The 15,439-nt window shown below is 68.5% G+C and carries 17 protein-coding genes and 3 pseudogenes; 9 read left to right on the top strand and 11 right to left on the bottom strand.

Annotated features, from left to right (window positions below):
• Positions 1-402: 402 nt before the first annotated feature.
• Entirely contained in the window at positions 403-1,401 is a 999-nt protein-coding gene (locus ID132_RS10090; RefSeq protein ID WP_125107422.1) for a LacI family DNA-binding transcriptional regulator, read from the top strand.
• Between the two features lie 51 nt (positions 1,402-1,452).
• On the opposite strand, the gene ID132_RS10085 is transcribed toward ID132_RS10090, so the two are convergent.
• Positions 1,453-2,079, bottom strand: coding sequence for an AEC family transporter (locus ID132_RS10085; protein WP_193128523.1), 627 nt, complete (start codon positions 2,077-2,079; stop codon positions 1,453-1,455).
• Positions 2,080-2,259: 180 nt separating this feature from the next.
• Positions 2,260-2,757, bottom strand: coding sequence for a DUF1648 domain-containing protein (locus tag ID132_RS10080; protein ID WP_193128522.1), 498 nt, complete (start codon positions 2,755-2,757; stop codon positions 2,260-2,262).
• 134 nt (positions 2,758-2,891) lie between these two features.
• Here ID132_RS10080 and ID132_RS10075 point away from each other — a divergent pair, with 134 nt between their 5' ends.
• Both ID132_RS10075 and ID132_RS14025 read left to right on the top strand, forming a co-directional pair.
• Positions 2,892-3,446 (top strand): hypothetical protein, encoded by a 555-nt coding sequence (locus tag ID132_RS10075; protein WP_193128521.1) that lies wholly within the window; start codon positions 2,892-2,894, stop codon positions 3,444-3,446.
• 18 nt (positions 3,447-3,464) lie between these two features.
• Positions 3,465-4,439, top strand: coding sequence for a GNAT family N-acetyltransferase (locus tag ID132_RS14025; RefSeq protein WP_235988466.1), 975 nt, complete (start codon positions 3,465-3,467; stop codon positions 4,437-4,439).
• Positions 4,440-4,728: 289 nt separating this feature from the next.
• Here ID132_RS14025 and ID132_RS10065 read toward each other — a convergent pair whose 3' ends face one another.
• Complete coding sequence (locus tag ID132_RS10065; RefSeq protein WP_193128520.1) at positions 4,729-5,406, bottom strand: SDR family NAD(P)-dependent oxidoreductase; 678 nt, start codon at positions 5,404-5,406, stop codon at positions 4,729-4,731.
• Positions 5,407-5,466: 60 nt separating this feature from the next.
• Between ID132_RS10065 and ID132_RS10060 the strand changes: the two genes are divergently transcribed.
• From ID132_RS10060 to ID132_RS10040, 5 genes are all read left to right on the top strand, one after another.
• Positions 5,467-6,066 carry an FMN-binding negative transcriptional regulator gene (locus tag ID132_RS10060; RefSeq protein ID WP_193128519.1) on the top strand — a complete coding sequence of 200 codons (600 nt, stop codon included), beginning with the start codon at positions 5,467-5,469 and terminating at the stop codon, positions 6,064-6,066.
• Positions 6,067-6,185: 119 nt separating this feature from the next.
• On the top strand, positions 6,186-6,521 hold the full coding sequence (locus ID132_RS10055) for an ArsR/SmtB family transcription factor (protein WP_193128518.1): 336 nt from the start codon (positions 6,186-6,188) through the stop codon (positions 6,519-6,521).
• Positions 6,514-6,948, top strand: coding sequence for an SRPBCC family protein (locus tag ID132_RS10050; RefSeq protein WP_193128517.1), 435 nt, complete (start codon positions 6,514-6,516; stop codon positions 6,946-6,948). Before ID132_RS10055 ends, ID132_RS10050 begins: the two co-directional genes overlap by 8 nt.
• 41 nt (positions 6,949-6,989) lie before the next feature.
• Positions 6,990-7,265, top strand: a complete 276-nt coding sequence (locus ID132_RS10045) for a nuclear transport factor 2 family protein (protein WP_235988465.1) — start codon at positions 6,990-6,992, stop codon at positions 7,263-7,265.
• A 99-nt stretch (positions 7,266-7,364) separates the two neighbouring features.
• Complete coding sequence (locus ID132_RS10040; RefSeq protein WP_193128516.1) at positions 7,365-7,712, top strand: TfoX/Sxy family protein; 348 nt, start codon at positions 7,365-7,367, stop codon at positions 7,710-7,712.
• A 24-nt stretch (positions 7,713-7,736) separates the two neighbouring features.
• Here ID132_RS10040 and ID132_RS10035 read toward each other — a convergent pair.
• Positions 7,737-8,516 (bottom strand): annotated as a pseudogene (locus tag ID132_RS10035) (LLM class flavin-dependent oxidoreductase); the annotation flags it as partial.
• Between the two features lie 35 nt (positions 8,517-8,551).
• The gene (locus tag ID132_RS10030) at positions 8,552-8,941 is read right to left on the bottom strand and encodes a heavy metal-responsive transcriptional regulator (RefSeq protein ID WP_006215441.1); all 390 of its coding nucleotides are present in this window, start codon (positions 8,939-8,941) and stop codon (positions 8,552-8,554) included.
• A gap of 105 nt (positions 8,942-9,046) precedes the next feature.
• Here ID132_RS10030 and merA point away from each other — a divergent pair, with 105 nt between their 5' ends.
• Positions 9,047-10,468, top strand: coding sequence for a mercury(II) reductase (merA, locus tag ID132_RS10025; protein ID WP_006215442.1), 1,422 nt, complete (start codon positions 9,047-9,049; stop codon positions 10,466-10,468).
• A gap of 370 nt (positions 10,469-10,838) precedes the next feature.
• Here merA and ID132_RS14920 read toward each other — a convergent pair whose 3' ends face one another.
• The 6 genes and pseudogenes from ID132_RS14920 to ID132_RS09995 form a co-directional block, all read right to left on the bottom strand.
• On the bottom strand, positions 10,839-11,738 hold the full coding sequence (locus ID132_RS14920) for a hypothetical protein (protein ID WP_040004151.1): 900 nt from the start codon (positions 11,736-11,738) through the stop codon (positions 10,839-10,841).
• A gap of 412 nt (positions 11,739-12,150) precedes the next feature.
• Positions 12,151-12,612: pseudogene (locus ID132_RS14915) on the bottom strand (relaxase/mobilization nuclease domain-containing protein); the annotation flags it as partial.
• The gene (locus ID132_RS10010) at positions 12,609-13,199 is read right to left on the bottom strand and encodes a hypothetical protein (protein WP_006358982.1); all 591 of its coding nucleotides are present in this window, start codon (positions 13,197-13,199) and stop codon (positions 12,609-12,611) included. The gene ID132_RS10010 and the pseudogene ID132_RS14915, both read right to left, overlap by 4 nt.
• Positions 13,196-14,616 (bottom strand): annotated as a pseudogene (locus ID132_RS14910) (Rep family protein). The gene ID132_RS10010 and the pseudogene ID132_RS14910 overlap by 4 nt, the downstream one beginning before the upstream one ends.
• 342 nt (positions 14,617-14,958) lie before the next feature.
• Entirely contained in the window at positions 14,959-15,207 is a 249-nt protein-coding gene (locus ID132_RS10000) for a hypothetical protein (RefSeq protein ID WP_006215448.1), read from the bottom strand.
• On the bottom strand, positions 15,207-15,419 hold the full coding sequence (locus ID132_RS09995) for a hypothetical protein (RefSeq protein WP_006215449.1): 213 nt from the start codon (positions 15,417-15,419) through the stop codon (positions 15,207-15,209). Before ID132_RS09995 ends, ID132_RS10000 begins: the two co-directional genes overlap by 1 nt.
• Between the last annotated feature and the right edge of the window lie 20 nt (positions 15,420-15,439).

The raw sequence follows: 15,439 nt of genomic DNA, 5'->3' as shown, positions 1-15,439 counted from the left end.
TATTGACCCGCGGTCGACCTGGATGGTGCCCGAACGCAGCGCGACGACCGACCCGAAGGTCTTTCGCACGTCGCGAAGTTCTAGGGCTGCAGGGGCGGACATGCTCCGTCCTCTCATCATTGCGAGGCTCACGCCAGAGGGAGTGGGATGCGGTCGGCGGGCACCGACTGCGGGCGGAAGTTCCAGGAGCCGCTCTGCTCCTTCTTGAAACGTTCCAACCAATTGCTCTGAACCTATGACACCACCGCACGCATGTCAAGCAACGCATTCATTTTGGATTCGGACCAACTTGGATATGATTCGGTTCAAGGAGTTCAAGGAGCTCAAATCAGACGGTTCATCGGCGAACCCTGACCCGTGGAGACCACCGATTCCGGCGTGATCAGAGAGGCGGAGGCACTCATGGGTGTGAACATGCGCGACATCGCAACCGCCGCTGGCGTGAGCATGGGCACCGTGTCGAACGTGCTCAACCACCCCGAGCGCGTCTCGCCGAAGCTCGTCGAGCGCGTGCAATCGCACATCCTGCGCCTCGGTTACGTGCGCAACGACGCCGCCCGGCAGCTTCGCGCGGGTCGCAGCGACACCGTCGGTCTCGTCGTGCTCGACCTGCGCAATCCCTTCTTCACCGAGGTCGCGCGCGGCGCCGAGCTGCGTGGCGAAGAGCACGGGCTCAACCTCATGGTGACGAACAGTGACGACCGCACCTACCGCGAACTCACCCACATCGACCGCTTCGAGGAGCAGCGCGTGCGCGGCGTGCTCATCACACCGACGCCCGGCGGTATGGAACGCCTCCACCGACTGCGCGACAACGGCACTCCGGTCGTGCTCGTCGACCGCGAATCACGCGACCTCTCGTTCCCCTCGGTATCGGTCGACGACGTCGCGGGAGGCTACCTCGCAACAAAGCACTTGCTCGACTCGGGCCGCCGCCACATCGCGTTCGTCGGCGGGCCGCTCTCGATCCGCCAGGTCGCCGACCGCCTCGAGGGTGCCCAGAAAGCCGCGGCCGAGGTCACCGGGGCGACCGTCGAGTTTCTCGGCACGCCCGGCCTCACGGTCGGCGCGGGCCGCGACGTCGGACGGACGCTCTGCGAGCGCGACGCGGCGACACGCCCCGACGGCGTGTTCTCGGCGAATGACCTACTCGCCGTTGGCCTGCTGCAGGCGTTCGTGATGATCGGCAAGCTCGCGATTCCCGACGACATCGCGCTCGTCGGGTACGACGACATCGACTTCGCAGCCTCGACCGTGATTCCGCTCACCTCGGTGCGCCAGCCCGCTGAGATCATCGGCGCGACGGCGGTCGACCTGCTCGTCGAAATCGCCGACAACCCCACGGGAACGCACGACCGCGTCGTGTTCCAGCCCGAGCTCGTCATTCGCGACACGGCGTAGCCGCCGCGCGCATCCGGCCCGGGCCTGCGCATCCAGCCCCGCGCATCCCTGCTACGGCGCGAGCACCAGGCCGATCACGAGAATCGCGGGGAACGCGAGCAGCGACGTCGCGAAGGTGATGTCGCGCACCGCGAGTTTGACGAGCGTGCCGAGCACCACATCCGCGAGAATCTCGCGCGTTCGGAACGGCGTCTGCCCGATCAGGCTTATGCCGAACATCATGAGCAGCAGGGGCACGGATGCGTGGCCCAGCATGTCGAGCGGCTCCCAGATCACCGCCGGCACCTGCCACTGCGAGAGCGAGAGCACGGCGCCGATGAGCGCGCCGATCGTCACCGGGTTCGCGACGGACTTGAGAATCAGCTTGCCCGTCGAGGTGTCGCCCGGCTGCGCGCTGCGCGAGATGAACGAGAAGATCGTGAGGTAGACCGGCGCGATGATGAGCAGCTGCGACGCGAGCACCGAGATCGCCGGCACGGCGCTCGACACCGAGAACAGCGCGATCGGCAGGCCGATGTTGCCGGCGTTCGCGTAGGCCGAGGCCATCGACGCGGGCACCGCCTCGATGACCTTGCGGCGCAGCACGAAGCGGGCGATGAGGAAGAACAGCGCCGCGCCGGCGAATGCGCTGATGAGCGCGATCGGCACGAACACCCCTCCAACAATTACTAGGGGCAAGTCGCATCTCCATCGGTGCGGAATAGGGGCTTATTTTGCGGGGCTGTGGCAATCGTTGCCACGGTGTCGAAAAACGACTTCGCTCACAGTAAGACCGCGGAATCATTTCCGCCCAAGACTCGAAATGCATGTATTCATGCCCGGAGAGTATCGATGGCCGAAACGGCCCACTTTGCGTCGCTACGCGGCGCGGGACATCCGCACGATGCTCGCGAAGATCACGACGAGCAGCGCTGCGAGCCCCACCCAGAGCAGCCAGGTAACGGCGCCGTTGAGCAACACCGCCTGAAGTACCGCGAAGAAGATGAGCTGCAGGGGCACGAGCAGCCAGACGAGCATCCGTTCGCCCTCGCGGTAGAGCCGCGAGGCGTTCTCGTCGGTGACCGGCACCGGGTAGTTAAAGAGGCGCGGGTGCCGTGACATGACGGCGATGCCGACCGCGAGCACGACGAAGACGAGCGCGAGCCAGAGCACGCTCGAGCGGTGCCCATACGCATCCGGCTGCCCCGAGATGCCGAAGTGCACCGGAATCACGAGCGGCAGCGAGAAATACGCGACGACCGCCCACGCCGCGAGCCCGAGCGCGGCGAGCACGCCGGCGTGCCGAATCCACTTGATCGTGGCGTCGGTGGCTGGCGCGAGGCGGGGGCGGTCGAGCGGCATGGTGCTGCCCACCATATCGGGGGCGGTGACTGGGCCTGATGCGGGGCCTGCGGCGCGACCGGATGCGGGACCTGGTGGCAGGGGCGGCGCGCGGCCTGCGGACACCTGCGCCCAATAGGATTGGCGCAAGGCTCAGGAAGGACCCCGCAATGACTGAACCCACCGTTGCCGGCGCGCTGTCGGCCGCCTCCGATCAGGAGCTGATCGAGTTCGTGCGCCTGTGCGCCGACTTCGACTGGCGCAACTCCGAGATCCAGACTCGACGCGTGCTGCGCGAGCAGCTCGGCTGGCGCGGTGGCGCCGAGGACGACGAGATGGTGACACCCTCGGGCGCCGTCGCGCAGATTCTTGGCGACGACGAACAGACCGACTCGGTCTCGCTCGATCACACCGACTGGCAGGAGGACCTGCCTGAGGAGATCGACGACGACCACCCCATCTCGATTCGCTTCGACGAGCTCGCCGCCGTCTTCGATGACGAGTTCGACACGGTCGCGGTCGAGGGCACGACCTTCGACGGCGAGCTCGGGCTGTTCTGGATGTACGAGGACGGCACCCGCATCTGGCTCACCGACTACTCGGTCGTCGTGGTTTCGCCGTCGCTCGCCTCGGCCGAGGACTACCTCGAAGACAACCCCGACGCGTTCGACGAGCTGCTCGACGACGGCGACGACGAGCCCGGCGTGAGCTTCCTTCGCCAGTAATTCGATAGCGGTCTTCCCATGCAGGTCACGATCACGTCCCTCGAGATGCTCGCGCCGCCGGCCGCGATGCCACGCGCCGTGCCGGCCGACGTGCGCATCGACCGGGCTGTTGATGTGTCGCCCGAGTTCGCGCGGTACTTGTATGGCCTCGTGGGTGGGCCGTGGCACTGGACCGACCGGCTTGGTTGGGCGCGCGAGCAGTGGGCCGAGGAGCTCGCGGTGCCGGGCACCGAGTTCTTGGTGCTCGTCGGCGACGGCCAGCCGCTCGGCTACGTGCACCTGCAGCCGCAGCCCCGCGAGGTGGATGCGCAGGTCGAGGTGCGCTACTTCGGCCTCGCCGAGGATGCGATCGGGCGTGGTCTGGGTGGCCTGCTGCTCGAGCACGGTGTTGCGGCGGCGTGGACGATGGGCGAGCGATTCTCGCTCGCCCCGATCACTCGGGTGTGGGTGCACACCTGCTCGCTCGACGGGCCGGCGGCGCTCGCAAACTATCGGGCGCGCGGCTTTGTCGAGTGCGGCACCGAAACCGAGGAGCCGGTGGTGGCGGATGCGCCGCTCGGCTCCTGGCGCTCGCTCGGCGGCCCGGTCGCCGGCCGCCCCGAGAGCCGGCACCTCAGCGAGATCGTGCACGCGAGCCCGCGCGCGGTCTGGAACTTCGCATCCGACCCCGACAATCTGCCGCGCTGGGCGGCCGGACTCGCGCAGGCGCCGGTGCGCCGCCGCGGCGAGCAGCTCGTCGTCGACTCCCCCATGGGCGAGGTGACGGTCGAGTTCGTCGGCGCGAACGACCTGGGCGTGCTCGACCACGTCGTGACCCTGCCGAGCGGCGAGGCCGCGCTCAACCCGCTGCGCGTGCTCGAGCATCCGGCCGGCGCCGAGCTCGTGTTCACGGTGCGCCAGCGCGACATGACCGTCGCCGAGTTCGACCGCGACTGCGCGGCCGTCGCCGCCGACCTCGCCCGCCTCCGCACCCTCGTCGAGTCGTCCGACTAAAGATCAGTGACGCAGTTTTCTACGATCGCCGCACTTACAACCACATCCCCCGTAGAAAACCGCACCACGACGTCGGTACGCACCCACGATCGATGCGGTTTTCTCGCAGAGCTGCACTTACAACCGCATCCCACCTAGAAAACCGCACGACGACCGGCACCGTGGCCACCAATAGATGCACTTTTCTAGGATCGCCGCACTTACAACCGCATCATCCGTAGAAAACCGCACGGGCACGGATGCGCCGAGTCGCGCGATCCCGCCGGGCACGGATGCGCCGGTGCGCGAACTACAGGTCGGCGACGCCGCGCACGCGGTGCCCGAGGGCGATCGCCTCGCCCGAGATACCGCCCGTGAGCTGCGAAACCAAGAACGCCACCAAATTCGCGGTGTCGTCGGGCGTGCTCTGCCCCGGCTTGCCGGCGCCGATNGGGTCGGGCTCGGCGACGACGTTGCCGGGGTTCACCGTGTTCACCGTGATGCCGCTGCCCGCGACCGAGTCGGCGAGCGTCTTCGCCGCCACGTTGAGCGCCGCGTTGCGCACGGCCGCGCTGACGTTGCCGGTGAGGCGCGCGTTCTGCCCCGAAATGCCGACGATGCGGCCGTAGCCGGCCTCACCCATCACTTCGAGCGCCGCATTCGCGACGCGCAGGAACGTGAGCGACTTGCCCTCGATCGCCTCACGCACCTGATCCGGGTCGGCGTGACGCGCCACGTCGAGCGTCTTCGCGGGCGGCGCCGCGGTGATCACGACGCCGTCGAGCCGGCCGTGCTCCGCGAGCACCGACGCGAAGCCGGCGCGCACCGACTCGTCGTCGCTCGCATCCAGCGTCAGCCCGCCGGCGCCGCTGCGCGAGGCCGAAACAACCGTCGCCCCCTCGGCTTCGAGGCGGCGCACGATGACGCTGCCGAGGGTTCCATTGCCGCCAACGACGAGCACAACGCGGTCAGTGAGTTGCAGATCCATGGGCACACGGTAGCGAAGCGCGGTGAGCCAAGCCACGGATGCCGTAACTAAGGTCGCAGCATGCGTCACACTCCGCACTTCCTGCTCACCGACCCCGCCGAAGTGAAGCGACTCATCCGCGAGAACCCGTGGGCAACGTTCGTGTCGAACACCGCGAACGGCCTGCTCGCGTCGCACTATCCGGTGATCCTCGACGAGTCTGCCGACGACATCGTGCTGCTCTCGCACTTCGGCCGCCCCGACGACGAGGCACTCGAACTCGGCGAGCACGAACTACTCGTGATCATTCAGGGCCCGCACGACTACGTCTCGCCCAGCTGGTACGACGAGGGCCAGGTGGTGCCTACCTGGAATCACGTCACCGCCCACCTCTACGGCGTGCCCGAGATCCTCAGCGACGAGGAGAACTACGAGGTGCTCTCGAACCTCACCGACCACTTCGAGCGGCATTTCCCCCACGGCCGCAGCCTCGCCGACAACCCCGAGGGCACTCGGCGCATGGCGAAGGGCACGACGGGCCTCCGGATGCGCGTGACCCGCTTCGACGCGCGGGCCAAGTTGAGCCAGAACAAGGCCGAGCACGTCGTCGAGCGCGTCACGAACGAGCTGGATGCGCGCAACCCGCGGCTCGCGCGCGAGATGCGGCAGGCGCGCGAGTAGCGCCAGTCCCGCATCGCGCGAGCGACACTGGCTGCACATCACCTGACAATCCACGGACAGGCGTGAGTACAAACCTTCGTTTGTGTTAGCTTGAGGTCGTTCGAGCGAGGAGTGCCGCGATGACCACCGAAGCCGAAGCAGACCTTGACCTGGCGTTGCGCGCGCTCGCCGATGGCAACCGGCGCGCGATCCTGCAGGTAATCCGATCCGCGCCGCAGCCGGTCGGGACAATCGCAGAGCAGGTCGGGCTCTCGCAGCAGACCGCCTCGCACCACCTCGGAGTGCTGCGCAAGGCAGGCCTCGCGGTCGGCACCCGCGAGGGCACTCGGCATCTCTTCGCAGTCGACACCGACGGGCTGGCCGCGGTGCGCTCGTACCTCGACGACTTCTGGCCGGCGAAACTCGCTGCCCTCAAGACCGTCATCGAAGCGCGACAGGAGGGGCCTCGTGGCTGAGTTCCGAGACTCCATCTCGATCGAGGCTCCGCCCGAGACGGTGTTCGAGTACCTGATTACCAACGAGGGCATGACGGCTTGGATGGGCCAATTCGCCGACCTCGACCCGACGCCCGGCGGCAAGTTCGCCGTCGACATCGCCGGCCATCCGGTGCGCGGCGAGTACCTGCGCGTCGAGCCGCCGCACTTCGTCGCGATGAGCTGGGGCTTCGCGGGCAGCGAGGACCTGCCCGCGGGCGCATCGACGGTCGAGTTCCGACTCACCGCGATCAGCGGCGGCACCCGCGTCGACCTGCGCCACTTCGACCTGCCCGACGCCAGCGTGCGGGGTCACGCCGACGGCTGGGCAAATTTCTTGCCCCGCCTCGCCATCGTCGGAGCCGGCGGAGACGCCGGTCACGATGCCTGGCAGCCCCTCGCCGACTGAACATCCACGCCGCTTCCACGACACCAACCCAGGAGGATCTCATGGCCAACGACAACGCCCAAACCATCGTGCAGCAGTATCATCGCGCTTGGACGAGCGGGGATATCGACACCGCAATGGACCTCGTTGCCGACGACATCGCCTGCCGCGCACCCGGCGGCGACCTGCACGGCAAGGAGGCCTACCGCGGGTTCATCGGCGGTTTCGCGCCGATGCTCACNCGGCACCGGCGACATCGCCGAGTTCGTCGACGGCGACCGCGTGGCGCTCTTCTATTACCCGCAGACCGCCGCAACCTCGACCACGCCAGCCGCTGAGTTCTTCACCATCGAGGACGGGAAGATCGCGCAGAGCGTGCTCATTTTCGACCGCCCCTCTTACGGCCCGCCACAGCAGGCCTGAGCCGCCACGAAATCATGACTCCCGAGCAGACGGCGCTCGTCGACCGCATTCGCGCCCTGATCACCGATGAACTAATCGTGCGCGGGGTCTCGATGTTCGGCGGGCGGTCTGTCATGGTCAACGAGAAGATCCTGGTCAGCGCGCTGAAGGGCGGCGGGCTCCTCGTCCGAGTGGATGCGCGGCAGCACGACGCGCTGCTCCGCAAGCCGGGCGCAACTCAGGCGACGATGGGACCAGGCCGAGACATGGGCCCCGGCTGGCTCGAAGTCGCGGCCGACACGATCAGCGAAGAAGAACAGCTGTCGTCGTGGATCGACACCGCACTCGACTACAACCGAGCCGTGGCCGGCGGGCGCTCGTAGTCACTCCCGCCGGCCTTGCCTGCCCTAGCCGAGCGCCGGGCGAATCTCGCGCGAGATGACGTCGAGCTGGCGCAGGTTGAAGTCGACGCCGAGCGCGTTCGGCACCGTCACGAGCACCGTGTCGGCCTCCTGCACGGCTGCGTCCTGGCGCAGCTGCTCGACCAGCGCATCCGGCTCGCCGATGTAGCTGCGGCCGAACCGGGCGATCTCGCCGACGTCGATGTAGCCGACCTGGTCGACCGACTCGGCTTGCGCGCGCACGCCGAAGTAGCGGCGCGACTCGTCGTCGATGATCGGGATGATGCTGCGCGAGACGCTCACGCGCGGGGTACGGGCGTGCCCGGCCTCGCGCCACGCGTCGCGGAACTGGCGGATCTGCTCGGCCTGCGCATCCCCCATCTCAGCCCCGGTGTCTTCGGTGAGCAGAGTGGAGGACATGAGGTTGAGGCCCTGCTCGGCAGCCCAGACGGCCGTCTTGCGCGAGCCGGCGCCCCACCAGATGCGGTCGCGCAGGCCAGGCGACTGCGGCATGATCGGCTGCGCGTCGACCGAGTGCGAGCGGCGCGGGTCGGGGTTGGCGACGCCGGCACCGTCGATGGCGCGCAGGAAGACGTCGGTGGCGTGGCGGGCCATGTCGGCACCGTCGGTGTCGCCGTCGTCGGGGATGTGCCCGAACGCGCGGTAGCCCGCGATGACCGGCTCGGGCGAGCCGCGGCTCACGCCGAGCTGCAGGCGACCGTCGGCGATGAGGTCGGCGACCGCCGCGTCCTCGGCCATGTAGAGCGGGTTCTCGTAGCGCATATCGGGGTTGTAGCGTTGGAGTCATTGGCTACCGTCGTCTACAAGTACCTACACACTTGATCGGTGCTGCACGTTTCAGGGTCCGGGTGCGCGGCGTCCTGTCTGAGGTCCGCGATAGTGTCGCGCAGCACGGAGAGCTGCGCGATCTGCTGCTCGATCTCAGCGAGGCGCACGTCAAGCAGGTCGCGCACGTGCTCGCAGGGCGCATGGCCGCCGTCGCGGATGTCGAGGATCTGGCGGATCTGGGCGAGGGTGAGGCCCGCGGCCTGGCCGCGGTGGACGAAGTCGATCCGGGCGACCGTCTCGGGTGCGTAGTCGCGATAGCCGGACTGCGTGCGCTCGGCCGGCGGAAGCAGCCCCTGCCCCTCGTAGAAGCGGAGCGTCTTCGCCGTGGTGCCCGCGCGTTCGGCGAGTTCTCCGATGCGCATCGCGGCCTCCGATCGTTCGGCAGGAGCAGGCTTGACCTTCCCCTGCACTGGAAGGTCCAGTATGGCTGAGACAGAGCAGAAAGCCAAGGACTGACAGGAGCAGCGATGCCTACCAAGTACGACCTCGCCATCATCGGATCCGGAGGCGGAGCATTCGCCGCCGCCATCCGTGCGACCACGCTCGGCAAGTCGGTGGTGATGATCGAGCGCGGGACGCTCGGCGGCACCTGCGTGAACACCGGCTGCGTGCCGTCGAAGGCCCTCATCGCCGCTGCCGACACCCGTCACGTCGCCGCCGACGCTTCAGGCCGGTTCCCGGGGATCGCGGCGACGGCTGAGACAGTGGACATGCCTGCGCTGATCGCCGGGAAGCAGGCGCTGGTCGAGTCGCTGCGCGGCGAGAAGTACGCCGACGTCGCCGACTCCTACGGCTGGCAGGTCCGCCGCGGCGATGCATCGTTCGCCGGCGGCCCAGACGCCCCGGTACTGGAGATCATCGCCGGCGACGGGACGGTCGAGACCATCGAGGCCGACCACTTCCTGGTCGCGACTGGTTCTCGCCCGTGGGCTCCGCCGATCGACGGCCTGGAGGAGACCGGGTACCTGACCTCGACCACGGCAATGGAACTCGCTGAGGTTCCTGAGTCGTTGCTGGTGCTCGGCGGCGGCTACGTCGCCCTGGAGCAGGCGCAGCTGTTCGCTCGCCTCGGCTCGCAGGTCACGCTGCTGGTGCGGTCCCGGCTCGCCTCGAAGGAGGAGCCGGAGGTGTCCAAGGCGCTTCAGGAGGCGTTCGCCGACGAAGGCATCCGCGTCGTCCGCCGCGTGGTGCCCACCCGGGTCTCCCGCGGCACGGGAGGCGAGGCCGTCGTGACCGCCGACGTGTCCGGCGACTCGCAGGAGTTCCGCGCCGAGCAGGTGCTCGTCGCCCTCGGACGCCGTCCCGTCACCGATGGCCTGAACCTCGATGCGGTCGGGGTGAAGACCGGGGACTCCGGCGAGGTGGTCGTCTCCGACCGGCTGCGGTCCTCGAACCCGCGGATCTGGGCCGCGGGCGACGTGACCGGGCACCCCGAGTTCGTCTACGTCGCCGCCCACCACGGCACCCTCGTCGCCGAGAACGCGTTCGCCGACGCCGATCGTGCCGTCGACTATTCCCGCCTGCCGCGGGTGACGTTCACCGGGCCCGCGATCGGAGCGGTCGGGATGACCGAGAAGGAAGTGCTTGCTGCGGGGATCCGCTGCGATTGCCGCGTCCTGCCGCTGCACCACGTGCCCCGCGCGCTGGTCAACCGCGACACCCGCGGGTTCATCAAGATCGTCGTGAACGCCGACACGAACGAGATCCTCGGCCTGACCGCCGTCGCCAAGGACGCCGGAGAGCTCGCCGCCGCCGGTGTCCACGTGCTCGGCAAGACCGTCGCCGAGATCGCCGACGCCTGGGCTCCCTACCTGACGATGGCCGAGGGCATCCGGATCGCCGCGAAGGCCTTCACCACCGACCCGTCGCTGCTGTCGTGCTGCGCATGACCGGCAGCGCAGGCAATCGGGGAGATCTCATCCTGAAGAGGTGCAGACGACGAGCGCCGATCAGGACCGCGACGAACGGCGCGCCGGTCCCGTCGTCGCTGCAGGGACCGGACTGCTCTTGCTGGCATGCTGCGCGCTTCCGTTGCTGCTCTGTTGCGGCCTGCCGCTCATCGCGGCGGGCGGAGCACTCGCGGGCGTCGGTGGGCTCCTCGGTAACCCCTGGATCATCGGTGCCGGGATCGCCGTCGTGATGGCCGTCACGGCGGGGATGCTCGTCAGGTTAGGGCGGCGGCACCGAGGCCGCAGGACCGGCTGCTGCGAAAATCCTTCGACCGCTGATCGGAACCGGTAGCTCGAGCGGATCCAGCCATCATCGCCACCTCGGCCACTTCGGCACCCCGCGACCCTTCCACGTCTCCACGAGACCGGCGGCCGAGCGGACGGACGCGAAGAGCCCGTAGCCGGCCCCGGCGAGACCCACGGAGACCACGAGCCAGCGCCCGATGCCGAGCCAGATGCGCCCGTCCACGTCGAGCGCCCACTGAGCGCCCGTGATGAGACCGGCGATGCCCATCCAGAGCCCGGCGACGACCACGACCACCGGCAGCAGGGCGAGGCACATCGCAGCGGCGGCCGACCAGAGCTGACGCGCTTCGAGCTTCGCCGTCGCCGCCATCATCCGCTCGGCGCGCTCGTTCGAGGCGTCGAGGTTCGCGGTCATCGTGGCCGAGGCCTCCCCGGCGACCTGCTCGACGGCCTTCTCGACCCGCTCCTCAGTACGCTTCTCGATCCGCTGCACCGCGCCGCCGACCTGGCTCACAAGCTTCTGGTTCGTTGTGGCCTGCACCTTCAGACCCTCAATCGCCGAGGCCGTAGCCGCGCGATTCTTCTGCGCCTCCGCGACCAAGGTTCGCGACGCGGCGTTCAAGCTCTCGCCGTTGAGACTCTGCGCGAACTCGCCGAGCGTGCTCGCGATCTCGTTCTGCCTGCTCTCGATACTCGCGATCCTCGCGGACACGTCGCTGGAGGGCGAGGAGGTCGACGCCGGGGTCGTGATCCGCTCCAGCCGCCTCGTCGTCTCCTCGTCCATGACCTTCACGAACCCCGCGAGCTTCTTCTGCTGCTCGGTCAGCGTGGCAATCCTCGTATTCTGCGCCTCGACGGCGGCGAGGATCGAGGTCAACAGCTCCATCGTCTCCGGACTGCCGAGCGGCTGCGGCGACTGCACGGGCCCGTTCTGCTGCTTCAGCCTGTCGAGCGCTGCGCTCATGTTCCTGCTCCTTCTGCTGCTGGTGGTAGTCGAAGAACGCCTGCGCGCCCTCCGGGGTGAAGTCCGCCGAGAGCGCGCTCGCGCGTTTGCGGCGATCGGCGCGGCCGGACTCGCCGCGGCGGTCCTCGATGTAGAGCGTCCAGGTCTCCTGCCCGGCGCGCTTGCCCTTCTTGCTGACGGGGCTGTGCAGCCGCATCCTCGGCACACGTTCCCCGGCGTCGTCGAGCTGCTGGTTCTGCTCCTCGATCACCGCTTCGAGACCGGCCTTGTCCACCACGCGGGGGTCGGCCAGTGCGGCGCTCATCCGGTCACCCATCTCGCGGTCGAGCCCGCCCTCCGCGAAGTCCTCGCGGCGCAGCTCCCAGTCCTTCGGCGCGTGCTCCAGCCGCTTCACGACCGAGAGCCCGTGCTCTCGCATCAGCTCGTCGTTCGCCGACTGCACGCCCCGCTGGTTCCCGGCCTTGCGATCGTGGAACGTCCGGTAGTCCGAGAGCGCCTTTCCGGTCCGGTTGCTGTGATTGATGACCAAGATGTGGTTATGCGGCTTTCTGCCCCGGCCATCCACGTGACTGACCACGAGGCAGTCCGAGTCGGGGTGCATCCTCTTCGCGAGCTGATAGCCGAGATCGTTCACCCGCTGCACGTGCTCCGGGTTCTTCGGGTCGAACTCCTCGTCGCTGAAAGACTGCCGGTAATGCAGCGCCTCGACCTCGCGCGTGGTGTTCTGCGTGAGCGCCCGTGCGCGCGCCGAGAATGCGCCAGGGCCTCCCGGCACTTCGCACGTGATCGCGACGCCCCGCTCGTCCTCCTTCCCGCGGATATAGCGCTCGGTGTCGGCGGCGCTGGTGCTCGGGCTGTAGTGGGTGGTGCTCATGCGGCCGTCCGATCCCCGAGCAAGGCGCGGACCTCGCGCAGCAGCTCGATCAGCTCGGGCACCTCCGACGACAGCGCCACCGCCTCACCGGCGCGCGCGCGGCGATCCAAGTCGTTGACGTTGATCGCCAGCGGGCGCACCTGGGCAGCCAGCTCACGAGCGTCCGCCGACGCCTGCACACGCGCCTCGACCCCGAGCAGGTGCGCCGCCACGGCGGCGTCCAACTCCTCCGAGCGGGAGGCGTGGAGGGCATCGCGTACGACGGTCCGTACCCACGTGCTCGGAGCCAGCCCGAGCCGCTTCGCACGAGTGCGAAGCGCCGCGAGCGTCTCCTCCCCGAAGTCGGTATCGAGCTTCGCGCGGCCCCCACGACGACGCTTCGCGCCGCCGTGACTCTGACGCACAGCCTCCGCATCAGCCCGACCGGTGTTCACCTGGGAGTCGGTCTGCTGCTCCACCTGTACGCCAGAGTGGCAAGCAGTAGGCCTGTCGGACACATCGCTGACGCTCGTGTCCTCCAGCCCTGCTTGCGAGGGGCCTCCGGCCCCCTCGACCCCCTGGAAGAGCGAATGCTGATCGGTGCTCATGCGGCACCTTCGATCAGCGCCAGCGGCACGTCCGGACTTCGCACCGCGAGCCCGCTGAGCAGCTCCGCGACCGCACCGTCCGCGTCGTGTTCCGCCGAGGTCTCCGGACCGTACGTCAGTTCCCGCGACCCGGCGTTCTGGTGGTACGCGTTGCCGTACATGCCGGGCGTGTGCGCGGCGGTCGGGATGCTGCACTGGTGCCACTCGTAGGGCTCGATCTTCCCGATGTGCTGCACGAGGTAGCGGTTGATGTCGTCGGCGCGGTAGACCTTCACGACCGACGCCAGGCGGCGGATGAACTGGTCCAGCGCCTCGTCCACGTTGCCCTTCTGGCGGGCGTAGTAGAAGAACTCGACCGGCTCGATCGTCGCCGTAATCACGATGAGGCGCGGAGCCACCTCGCCCTTGTTCTTGTACCGAGCCTTCGCAGGCGAGGCGTTATACGGATCGAGCAGCAGCAGCCAATCGTTCGCGTCCATCGCCGAGGCCCGCAGATCGTCCAGCAGCAGCACCTCCTCGCCCCGCCAGTCATCCAATGGGTTCCCCGTCGCGGCACGGTAGACCTGCCACCGCTCGCCATGTGCATTGGCCGCGCTAATCGCCTCGGTGATGAAATCCGTTGCGAACCGAGTCTTGCCGATCCCGGCATCCCCGTGGACGAACACCACGTGCGTCGAGAAGGCACNGCGCGCAGCTTCGCGGCCGCCCGGTACGCGCGGCGCTGGCCGTAGGCCGACAGCGCGTCGTCGATCTCCCGCTGATGCCGCGAGTAGATGTCGAACAGTTCGTCCGTGAGCATGATCTGATCCCGCGTGATTTCGCCCTGCAGCACCCGCTCCCGCATGTCCTCGAAGTTCTCCGCGACGACCTTCTTCTTCACGTGGGCGCGCCCCTTGAGCCAGGTCTCCCGGCGCTGGGCGTCGATCCCGAGGTAGTCCGGCCCGCGCACCGTGGCGACCTCCGACGGCGCGTACTGATGCTTGTCCGCATACTTCACGTGAGTCAGGTACGACAGCATGTTGTCGAAGGCGTACCGACCGCGGCCCGGCTTCTCGACGTACTGGGGCTCGACGCCGATGCCGAACGCGAGCCGATCCAGCGGCGCGCTCTTCGCACGGCTGGCGAACTTGATGACCGCGTGCAGGTGATCGGGCTTCGGCTCGACCACCAGAGCCTTCTCCGTGTCGCTCCAGACCTCGCGCTCATCCTTGTCGTGCACGATTCCGTAGGCCTCGATGACCTCGCAGCCGATGGCCTCGAGCCGCTGCGCGACGTAGGCGAGGATCGCCCCGGCTCCCTGCTCGAGCAGCGCGGCCCCGTTCGGGTCCTCGGCAGCCCAGGTCCAGTACGACGGATCGAGGTACTGCGTGAGCCCGATGCTCGTCGGGTTGTTCTCCTGCTTAGCCACGGCGACCACCCCCGTCGCAGGCGGCGTGGAGGGCCGCAGAGGGGGTGCGGCGCCTAAATGACCCCGTATTGACCCCCAAATGAGACCTCAAATGAACCCGCGAGGCGACGCGACGCAGCGAAGACGGAATCGGCTTCTGACCAGGCGCGTTGTTGCAAGGCGCGGCAATCGACAAGCCCTTGCCGCGCCCGTAGGAACGAATGAGGCCCCCGAAACTCTTGGAGTGCGAAGCACGGCTGCGGACCGTCATCACGGCGATGGGCAGCCCGCCTTCGGCGGGTGCCAGGCCAGGCCCTCCGGGCGGGGTCAGGTCGGCGGGTGCGGTGCTGAGGTTGCGTGCGTCGGCGTGCATCAGCGACCACCGCCCCGGCCGTAGCGCTTGATGACAGCCTGATGCGTGACGCCGAGGGCGTCGCCGATCCTGGCCCAGGTCACCCCGTCGGCGCGGGCGTCGGCGACGGCGATCTCGACGGCCTCCTCCAGCACGGAGCGGAGCACGCCGAGGTCGTAGAGCTGGGCCTCGCCATCGGCGAGGGACGGGTCGCCCTGTCGCCAGCGGAAGCTGGTCAGGTGATCGAAGGCGGCGGAGTTCGCGCTCATCAGCGACCACCGCCCATCACGGCGGCGACGGCGGCGCGCTGTCGCGGCGTCAGCGGAGTGAGTGCCAGGCGCTCACCGGCTCGGCGACCGGCGGCGCGGGCGGCGGCGATGACGGGATCGAGCCCATCAGCATGCGGAACGGGAGACGAGTCCTGATCGAGAGCAGGGCAGTCAAGCGCGGATGCGCGGGGAACGTCGATAACGACAGACATCGGAAGTCCTCAGATATGAG

The organism is Gulosibacter sediminis (assembly GCF_014904065.1).
Taxonomy (GTDB): Bacteria; Actinomycetota; Actinomycetes; order Actinomycetales; family Microbacteriaceae; genus Gulosibacter; species Gulosibacter sediminis.
The sequence above is the reverse complement of the archived record's forward strand: the minus strand, read 5'-3'. Positions and strand labels throughout refer to the sequence as shown.